The 9,227-nt window shown below is 46.0% G+C and carries 5 protein-coding genes, 1 tRNA gene and 3 pseudogenes; 4 read left to right on the forward strand and 5 right to left on the reverse strand.

The genetic code is table 11. The features are described 5' to 3' along the window. Positions 1-6: 6 nt before the first annotated feature. A pseudogene (locus UA76_RS19980) lies at positions 7-1,952 on the reverse strand (DEAD/DEAH box helicase). 398 nt (positions 1,953-2,350) lie between these two features. Between UA76_RS19980 and rnb the strand changes: the two are divergent. Beyond that, positions 2,351-4,346 (forward strand): annotated as a pseudogene (gene rnb / locus UA76_RS19985) (exoribonuclease II). Positions 4,347-4,435: 89 nt separating this feature from the next. Here rnb and UA76_RS19990 read toward each other — a convergent pair. Continuing rightward, the gene (locus UA76_RS19990) at positions 4,436-4,789 is read right to left on the reverse strand and encodes a DUF3024 domain-containing protein (protein WP_047049656.1); all 354 of its coding nucleotides are present in this window, start codon (positions 4,787-4,789) and stop codon (positions 4,436-4,438) included. Positions 4,790-4,947: 158 nt separating this feature from the next. Here UA76_RS19990 and UA76_RS19995 point away from each other — a divergent pair, with 158 nt between their 5' ends. Then, the gene (locus UA76_RS19995) at positions 4,948-5,763 is read left to right on the forward strand and encodes a phosphate ABC transporter substrate-binding protein (RefSeq protein WP_047049657.1); all 816 of its coding nucleotides are present in this window, start codon (positions 4,948-4,950) and stop codon (positions 5,761-5,763) included. 64 nt (positions 5,764-5,827) lie between these two features. Here UA76_RS19995 and UA76_RS20000 read toward each other — a convergent pair. Beyond that, a pseudogene (locus UA76_RS20000) lies at positions 5,828-6,519 on the reverse strand (MaoC family dehydratase). Between the two features lie 315 nt (positions 6,520-6,834). Here UA76_RS20000 and UA76_RS20005 point away from each other — a divergent pair. Next, positions 6,835-6,925 (forward strand) — tRNA-Ser (locus UA76_RS20005). A gap of 445 nt (positions 6,926-7,370) precedes the next feature. Continuing rightward, the gene (locus tag UA76_RS20010; RefSeq protein ID WP_047049658.1) at positions 7,371-8,279 is read left to right on the forward strand and encodes a DnaJ C-terminal domain-containing protein; all 909 of its coding nucleotides are present in this window, start codon (positions 7,371-7,373) and stop codon (positions 8,277-8,279) included. Positions 8,280-8,395: 116 nt separating this feature from the next. Here the strand turns inward: UA76_RS20010 and UA76_RS23240 are convergent, their stop codons facing one another. Both UA76_RS23240 and UA76_RS24995 read right to left on the reverse strand, forming a co-directional pair. Then, positions 8,396-8,782 carry an outer membrane protein OmpK gene (locus tag UA76_RS23240; RefSeq protein ID WP_157617693.1) on the reverse strand — a complete coding sequence of 129 codons (387 nt, stop codon included), beginning with the start codon at positions 8,780-8,782 and terminating at the stop codon, positions 8,396-8,398. Beyond that, complete coding sequence (locus UA76_RS24995) at positions 8,689-9,174, reverse strand: nucleoside-specific channel-forming Tsx family protein (RefSeq protein WP_157617694.1); 486 nt, start codon at positions 9,172-9,174, stop codon at positions 8,689-8,691. Before UA76_RS24995 ends, UA76_RS23240 begins: the two co-directional genes overlap by 94 nt. Positions 9,175-9,227: the final 53 nt, after the last annotated feature.

The raw sequence follows: 9,227 nt of genomic DNA on the forward strand, positions 1-9,227 counted from the left end.
ATCGGATTAGTCTTCACGGCGTGAACGACCATGGCCACGTTCGCCACGGTAGTTACCACGGTGGTCACCACCACGGTTGCGATCGAAGCGACGCTCGCCATCACGGCCACCTTCACGGTTACCACGGTAGCCGCCTTCGCGGTTACCATCACGGCCACCTTCACGGTTGCCACGGTAACCACCGCCATTACCACGACGACCATCACGGTTACCATCACGGTTACCACGGTAACCGCCGTCACGACGACCACCATCACGACGACCACGAGGCTCACGGAAGTCATCAAAGTCACACACTACTGCGCCAACTTCTTTCTGACGGATGCGTAGTTTAGCAAGCTTGTTTGCAGTTTCGCTGTTCATTGCTTTAGGAAGCTGAACGTAAGTTTCGCCTTGAGCAAGCTTGATAGCGCCAATAGAACCTTTTACTAGGCCAAGTTCGTTTGCAAGCGCACCAACGATGTCTTTAACTTGAACGCCTTGCTCGCGACCAACTTGAAGCTGGTAAGTATCCCAATCTTGGGTGTTGAAGCTGCGACCACGACCGCCATCGCGACCGTCACGACCACCTTCGCGGCGTTCTTTACGACGTTGCTTATCACGCTCGATAGCAGCAATCATTGGGTCTTCACCAACGTAGAACAGTGGGCGCTTACCTTGTTGACGCTTAAGTAGAATTGCTGCCAGTGTTGCGGCATCAATCTCTAGAGATTCTTGTAGCTTCTCAACCAGTTCTGCAAACTTGTCGATTGCTTTGTGTTCTTTTTCTGCTTCTAGCTCAGCTGCTAGCTTCACTAGACGTGCCTCTGCAACTTTGTCGCGTAGTGGAAGTTGGATTTCTTCCATTGAAGACTTAGTTACGCGCTCGATAGTGCGAAGCATACGGATTTGGTTTGTGCGAACAAGAAGGATCGCTTTACCTTTACGTCCAGCACGACCAGTACGACCGATACGGTGGATGTATGACTCAACATCGAATGGGATGTCGTAGTTAAATACGTGTGTGATACGTGGAACATCAAGACCACGCGCTACAACGTCCGTTGCAACTAGAATATCGATAACACCTTGCTTGATGTTGTCTACTGTACGCTCACGTTGAGACTGTGGGATATCACCGTGAAGAGCCGCAGCTTTAAAACCACGTGCGCTTAGCCAGTCAGCTAGACGTTCGGTATCTTGACGAGTACGTACGAATACGATTGATGCGTCAGTCTCTTCCGTTTCAAGAAGGCGAGACATTGCTTCGTCTTTCTCGATGCCTTTTACAACCCAGAACTGCTGTTCTACTTTGTCTACTGTGTGGTTTTTACCTGCAACGTCAATCGTTACTGGTTCACGTAGGAAGCGCTCAACAATGTTTTTCAGCATTGGAGGCATAGTTGCAGAGAACAGAACACGTTGCGCTGATTCTGGAGCGTGCTCCATGATTTCAGTTACATCATCAACGAAACCCATGTTAAGCATTTCGTCTGCTTCATCTAGAACGAACGTCATCACTTCGTCTAGGTGTAGACGATCACGGTTGATAAGATCTTGAACACGGCCAGGAGTACCAACAACAATGTGTGCACCAGATTTAAGTGCGCGCATTTGATCAACGATAGAAGCACCACCGTAGATCTCTAAAACTTTTAGGCCCTTGATGTTTTTACCAAGGTTTTTCATCTCTGCTGCTACTTGAATTGCAAGCTCACGAGTAGGCGCAAGAACAATTGCTTGAGGCTTACGTTGAGAAAGATCAAGTTTAGTAAGCAGAGGAAGAGAGAAAGCAGCTGTTTTACCAGTACCTGTTTGAGCTTTACCTAATGCGTCAGCACCTCGCAATAGGTGTGGAATAGCCGCTGCTGGATAGGCGTAGGCGAAACAAAACCCATGTCATCAAGTGATGATAGGATTTCTTCGCTCAGGGCTAGTTCACTGAATTTGATTTGATTTTCTTGGTTTTCCATCGGGATCCCACTATGTAAATTAACGAAAGGTCCCACGAGCTCTACCAATTCCAATACCAATCCAGTTTGAGCTGATTCCATTCAGATGCAGACAAGTTTCAAAATGCATCAAGCCGCTAGGGACAACAACTTAAGGGCGCGGATTATTCCCTAAATACACAAAAAAAGCCAGAAAAAATTGAAATACATCACATATTTTTCTCATTCTGGGAGAAATGGTCATTAAATCTTCATTAACCGCTTAAAAGTTAGTGTGTCGGTGAAGATTATTGATAAATGACGTATTTGTAAGGTGCGTTCATGGTGCTAAAATTTCGCCTTTCACCGTAGCCATACCCTAGTAATAATTCGCCTCTATGTTTATAGTGTGCGCAATCGTTCAATGTAGACTAGATAAGATGTTTCAAGACAATCCGCTACTCGCTCAGCTTAAGCAGCAAATCCAAGAAACGCTTCCAAAAAAGGAAGGGACAATCAAAGCGACGGAAAAGGGCTTCGGCTTTTTAGAAGTCGATAGTAAAACCAGCTTCTTTATTCCACCCCCTTACATGAAAAAATGCATGCATGGTGACAAGGTTGTGGCGATCATCCGCACCGAAAAAGAGAAAGAAGTGGCTGAGCCTGAAGAGCTTTTGGAGCAAGGAGTTACGCGATTTATTGGTCGTGTGAAACTGTTTAAAGGTCGCTTGAACGTTGTGCCTGATCATCCACAACTGAAGAAACTTTCACTCAAAGCCAAGGCGAAGAAAGGGGTAAATCCCGAAACGCTTGGTGAGGGTGACTGGGTAGTCGCTCACTTGGTTCGCCACCCATTGAAAGGTGACAACAACTTCTTAGTTGAGATCTCAGAGAAGATTACCGATGCGTCTGACAAGATCGCGCCTTGGTGGGTGACGTTGGCGATTAACGACCTACCAAACAGCGAACCAGCAGGTATTGACAATTGGGAACTCAAAGACGATGCGGATCTTGAACGTCTTGATATGACGCATATTCCATTCGTGACTATCGACGGTGAGTCGACTAAGGACATGGATGATGCGTTGTACGCGAAGAAAACAGAATCAGGCGACTTTGAACTGACGATTGCTATCGCCGATCCGACCGCATACATCACGCCGAATGATGAGATGGATAAAGTGGCACGCGAACGTGGATTCACCATCTACATGCCAGGACGTAACATCCCAATGCTTCCTCGTGACCTCGCTGATGACTTGTGCTCTTTGATTGAAAACGAAGTTCGTCCGGCGCTTTGCTGCACGGTTAGCGTATCGAAAGAAGGTGTCATTGGTGACGACATCAACTTCTTTGCCGCGAACATTAAATCTCACGCTCGTCTTGCGTACGACAATGTTTCGGATTGGCTAGAGAACGGCGAATGCGAAAAATGGTCTCCAAGCGAAGAGATTGCTGCGATTGTTTCTGATCTATACGATTTCTCTAAAGCACGTGCTAACTGGCGTGAAGAGAATGCGGTTGTCTTCCCTGACCGTCCTGACTACCGTTTTGAGTTGAGCGAAGACAACGATGTGGTTGCGATTCATGCTGATATGCGTCGTAGTGCCAACCGCCTTGTTGAAGAAGCAATGATCACTGCCAACATCTGTGCAGGTAAAACGCTGAAAGCAACGTTTGGTGCAGGAGTATTCAATACACATGCGGGCTTCAAGCCAGAGAAAATTGCAGACGTCATCGAGCTGGTGAACCCTGAAGGCGAGCTAGAATACACAGCAGAAAGTGTCGTGACGTTGGAAGCTTTGCCGCGCTGCGCCGTTGGTTGGGATCGCAAGAGACAAGCTATCTCGACAATCGTATCCGTAAAGCGCAAGCATACAGCGAAATGGGTAGCGAACCTCTACCACATTACGCAATGGGCTTAGACATCTACGCGACTTGGACATCTCCAATCCGTAAGTACGGTGATATGATCAACCACCGTATGCTGAAAGCTCACATCTTGGGCAAAGAGCCAGTTCAAAAGCCAGATGAAACGGTCGGTGAAGAACTTGCACTACATCGTAAGCACCATAAGATTGCTGAGCGTAACGTTGCCGATTGGTATATGCTCGTACGTTAGCGAAAGAGCCAGAGAACAAAACTGTTTACACTGGTGAAATCTTTGATATTAACCGCGCGGGTGCTCGTATCCGACTGCTTGAAAATGGCGCAGCTGCGTTTATTCCAGGTAAGCTGATTGTTGATAACAAAGAGCGCATTGAATGTAATGCCGACCTTGGTACCATCTCTGTAGATAAAGCACTTGAGTACCGTTTAGGCGATACACTAGAGGTTGTTCTAACTGAAGTGAATCAGGAAACGCGCAGCTTGGTGGCGAAACCGACCAAAGAGTACGCGCCATTGCCTCAAACGGAAGAAGAGACACAATCTTAAAAATTGCTTCGAAAAAGATTGTTTCGAAAAAGAAAGCCGATGTTTATTCATCGGCTTTTTTATTGGCAAAATTACGATCTATGGGCAGATTAATCCCAAAATAACGATTTTGGATCTTTGTCGATCTCACGCATGATTGCGGTTAAGTCTTGGCTCTTAATCAAATAAGGGTAAGGCAACCAAGTCGTTGGCTGGTTGTCGTCTTTAGGGATCATTAGATGCCAACAGGCTTGCGTTGGATTCCACTCAACACGAGCAACTGAGCTGGTGTAATCCATGTGTGAAGAGTCCAACAGGTAGTGCTGTTTAATGAATTCCACACCACAGTCGAAAGACTCAAAGCACGACTTCCCTAGCTCTACAGGTAAGCTGCGGTTTCGATTTTGGCACACGATAAGTGCGCGACTTTCTACCTGCTTTTGCAACAAACTGACTAAGCTCACAACACCACCTCAACTTCTTTTCCGTGTTAATTATAGTAGTGCTTGAAAGGTTAGGGATCTGCATCCACTTTCACAAAACTGTCATCAAATCGACATATGATAGCGCCTGTAATTTTTATGAATATTCTTATCAGTCACCTGTATTAACGGAGTTAGATATGTTTCGAGCCGCTGTAACAGCACTCTTGTCTGCGACAATCCTAAGTTCCCCAGCTATTGCCTCTGAAGTGAGTGTGTCAGGCTCTACGTCTGTTTCGCGAGTCATGGAAGTGCTAGCAGAAGATTTTAACAATGACCACCCAGACACCTATGTCGCCGTGCAAAGCGTTGGGTCAACAGCAGGGATTACGCTATTGAAAAAAGGCGTGGTGGATATCGGTATGAGTTCGCGCTACTTAACTGAACGTGAGCAAGATGAGTCGATCTCGACTAAGACGATCGCACTCGATGGCTTGGCTGTTGTGGTGAACCCTGAAAATAACGTAGCGAACGTCACCCGCGAGCAGCTGTTTGACATCTACAAAGGCAAAATCACCAATTGGAAAGAGCTTGGCGGTGCGGATCAAAAAATTGCAGTCGTGACACGTGAAGCGTCTTCGGGCTCTCGTTACAGCTTCGAAAGCCTATTGGGACTGACAAAAATTGTTAACGATCGAATGGTGTCTGACATCAGTCACGACAACCTAGTAGTAAATAGCAACAGCATGGTGAAAACCATCGTCAATCATAACAAACAAGCGATCGGTTTTATCTCTACAGGTTCCGTTGACCGCTCAGTGAAAGCGATTAACTTTGAAGGCGTTGCGCCGACCAATGAAAGTATTGCATCACGCAAATACGAGCTTTCTCGTCCATTCATTCTGCTCTACCACACTGAAGAGCTGGATGAAAAAGCGACCGAGTTCTTGAACTACGTGACGACAAATAAAGCTGCAGCGCTGATTACTGAGTACGGTTATACGCCAGCTAAGTAAATGCGGATACAAAAAAGGAGAGCACAAGCTCTCCTTTTTTAATACTTTGAAATTGATTTAACCACTAGAAGTGCAGCTGGATAACAGATACTGCAACGCAACCTGGGCGTCTTACACCGTCGATTTCAACTTTGATTTCGCGCTCAATTTCTAAGCCTTTGCGAATAGGGGTCACTTTAGTTAGCGTGCTCACGGCGCGAACTTGATTGTTCGCTTTCACCGGGTACGGAAAACGTACTTGGTTCAAGCCGATGTTGACGACCATTTTAGCTGTCGGGAACATAGCTGAATCTGGGTCGACACTGTCTGTTAACTTTGGAAGTAGTGACAGCGTAAGAAAACCATGAGCGATAGTCGTTTTAAATGGAGACTCTTGCTCGGCTCTTTCTGGATCAGTATGGATCCATTGCATATCTTCGGTTACTTGGCCAAACTGGTTGATACGCTCTTGAGAAACGTCTAACCACTCACCTGTGTGAATGACTTCACCGATCTTCTCTTGAAGCTCAAGATATACCGCTTCTGCTTCAGGTTTTAACTGAATTGGCTTCGGCTTTGGTTGTTCATCATTAACTGCAGCTTTTGTAGATCGCCTAAATGGAGGTCGCGCAAACGCGTAAACAAGGTGCGGTTATTCGCTTTGTTTAAAAACTCTTGCCAGTAATCACGCACGGCAGGAGACATCCATTGCATAAACTCCGAGTGGTGCTTAGACATGGAATCACCACGATGCTTGAATAGATTCGCGACCTTCATAAAAACCTCTGTAAACAACCAATAAATTGGCAACCCTATAATTTTGAAATAGTTCACACTTATGTGCAACATCTTTCGGGCGAACACTTGTTAACTTAAAGTGGTTTTATTACTAATTATCATGCACTTATAAATAAAACATTATTTTATTAGATTGTGCATATTAGAGCCTAAACTCTTATAAAGAGTATGGATTAGATCAAAAAGTTCTCTGTTTCTTTACTAAACAATTTGGTCAATATACGCCCAAACGGGTTCAGGTAGCCAAAAATAAGCTTTACAAAACTCATGCCAAAACATAGGATACAAACCACTGGAGAGATGGCTGAGTGGTTGAAAGCACCGGTCTTGAAAACCGGCATACGTTAATAGCGTATCTAGGGTTCAAATCCCTATCTCTCCGCCACATTTAGAAAAAGCCCGCTAAGAAATTAGCGGGCTTTTTTGCATCGGTGCATTTAAAGGGATTTCTTCAAATCCCTAGTTGGACGCAACCCCGGCACTCCGCCACATTCTAGGCCCTAGCAGAAATGCTGGGGCTTTTCGTATCCGCAGTGAAAGAGGGATTTAGTCAAATCTCTCCTTCGATACCAGCCTAGCTCCTTGCTAGCCCCTCGCTGCCTCCTATTCATAGCCATTACTTTTTAGTGGGCTTCAATCCTTCCAAACAAATTTACGATTTCGCCATTTCTTGTAACGTATCCGGTAGTGCTTTTAGCTATTGGTCGCTTAGACACAATTAATAGTTGATTTATGAGTACAAATACATGAAGTTAACGGGGTTTGAGGCGTGTAGGGAACTTATACGCCTGAGTTTATGAAAATAAGAGAGATTGGAGTGAGGTTATAGCATGTCGAAGCGAGATTATTACAGCGTGCTAGGTGTTTCTAAGGGAGCCTCAGAGAAAGATATTAAGAAAGCCTACAAGAAGTTGGCGATGAAATATCACCCAGATAAAAATCCCGGAGATGCCAAAGCAGAAGCTAGCTTTAAAGAGATTAAAGAAGCTTACGAGGTGCTGACTGACAAAGATAAGCGCAACCAATACGATCGATTTGGTCATGCTGCGTTTGAAGGTGGCGGCTTTGGTGGTCATGGTGGTCACCGTTCTCAGGGTGGTGCGGGCTTTGAAGATATCTTTGGTGATGTCTTTAGACAGAGAGGCGGCGGTTTCGGTGGCGGCGGAGGTTTTGGTGGATTTGATGACATGTTTTCACAGTCCCGTGGCGGCCGTGCACGTCCACAGAAAGGTCAAGATCGTGAATACACGCTCACCGTTGATTTTGTTGATGCGGTGCAGGGCACTGAAAAAGTTGTAGAACTGCCAATTAATGGTGAGCAGAAGAAGATCAACGTTAAGGTGCCGGCGGGCATTAAAGATGGTGAGAAAATTCGCTTTTCCGGAAAGGGTGGTCCAGGTAGCCATGGTGGCCCTGCAGGGGATCTGCTGCTATCGGTGGCCATTCGCTCACATGCATTTTTAGAGCGAGATGAAAACGATTTAATCTGCAACACCAAAGTTGATATTGCTACAGCTGCGCTAGGTGGCGAAGTTGAAGTCAATGTTCTTGATAGCCGATTCAAGCTCAAGATTCCTGCGGGTACTCAGTCAGGGCGTAAGTTCAAGATGGCTGGAAAAGGTGTGACGAGCCGTAAAGGTCAAACTGGCGATCTGTTAGTCAAGATTCAGGTAGAGACACCAACGAATCTTACAGATAAACAGCGTGACTTGTTAGAGCAGTTGAGAGCGACACTGTAAATATTCGCGCTGCGACCACCTCCATATTATGTAAAGCCTGCATGACTGCAGGCTTTTTGATAGGTGTACCTCAATGGATTCCACCCTAGTTTGGGTAAGAATCTATCTAAGAGCGATCAAACAGCCTTCTTGGGCTTAATGGATGGCGGTAGTCTAGAAATTGTAGCGAGGCGGTAGATCAAGATGTCCCCATAACCGCCGTTGCCAAGTTTGTTGTAGTAATAACGGTACATCACAGTCGCACTGATGTCTTTCGTGATATTCCAGCCTAGGTTTAGGCCGCCGTTAACACCTGTGTCGCCATAGTTGTTAAGCGCGTATTCATCTGAGCGAGCCATTTCAATTTCTGTCCAGTTACTAAGAATGAAGGATTCTCCAAATGCATTGAATACATAACCTGCGCTCCAACCTAAAGTCGCACCATTAAATCCGTTCGCGTTGGTAATGGGGGCAAACTCGTTGTAAACCGTCGTGTAGTTGGCGGCAAGCATGGCGTAAACCACCAACCATCGCCTTTGATCTCGGTGTACCCCAAGCCCAAAAAGCTGTTGGTTTCTTTTATCTCGGTACCTTGCGTGTTGTAGACCTTGGTAAACAGACTCAAGCCTGAATCACTTAAATAGGTATGGGCTTGTAAGTTCATGGTTGCGGTTTGTTGGCCTGAATCGCGGTCGATACCCTCGAAATCATAGAAGCCAAAGACCTCTCCCCATTCGAAGTTCATTCCGCCTTCCACGCCAATCAGGCCTTGGCTGAAGTCGCTGTCAGAGGCACCGTGCCCCCATTCTTGCCAGTTGATATGGAGGTTACCCCATCCAGAGTAAGTACTCTCATCTGCCAAAGAAGAAGCTGTGAATAGAGTAGAGAGCAGGAGAGTAGAACAGAGCTTTTTCATTATTGTTTCCTATATTACAGGCGCAACAAAGCAAGCAACGACAGGCGTGTCAC

The sequence above is a fragment of the Vibrio mexicanus genome (assembly GCF_001012815.1).
Taxonomy (GTDB): domain Bacteria; phylum Pseudomonadota; class Gammaproteobacteria; order Enterobacterales; family Vibrionaceae; genus Vibrio; species Vibrio mexicanus.

What these genes read in the sequence shown, in the direction of transcription:
- UA76_RS19995 (WP_047049657.1), top strand. Translation starts at nt 4,948, where the DNA reads ATGTTTCGAGCCGCTGTAACAGCACTCTTGTCTGCGACAATCCTAAGT.
- UA76_RS24995 (WP_157617694.1), bottom strand. Translation starts at nt 9,174, where the DNA reads ATGAAAAAGCTCTGTTCTACTCTCCTGCTCTCTACTCTATTCACAGCT.
- UA76_RS20010 (WP_047049658.1), top strand. Translation starts at nt 7,371, where the DNA reads ATGTCGAAGCGAGATTATTACAGCGTGCTAGGTGTTTCTAAGGGAGCC.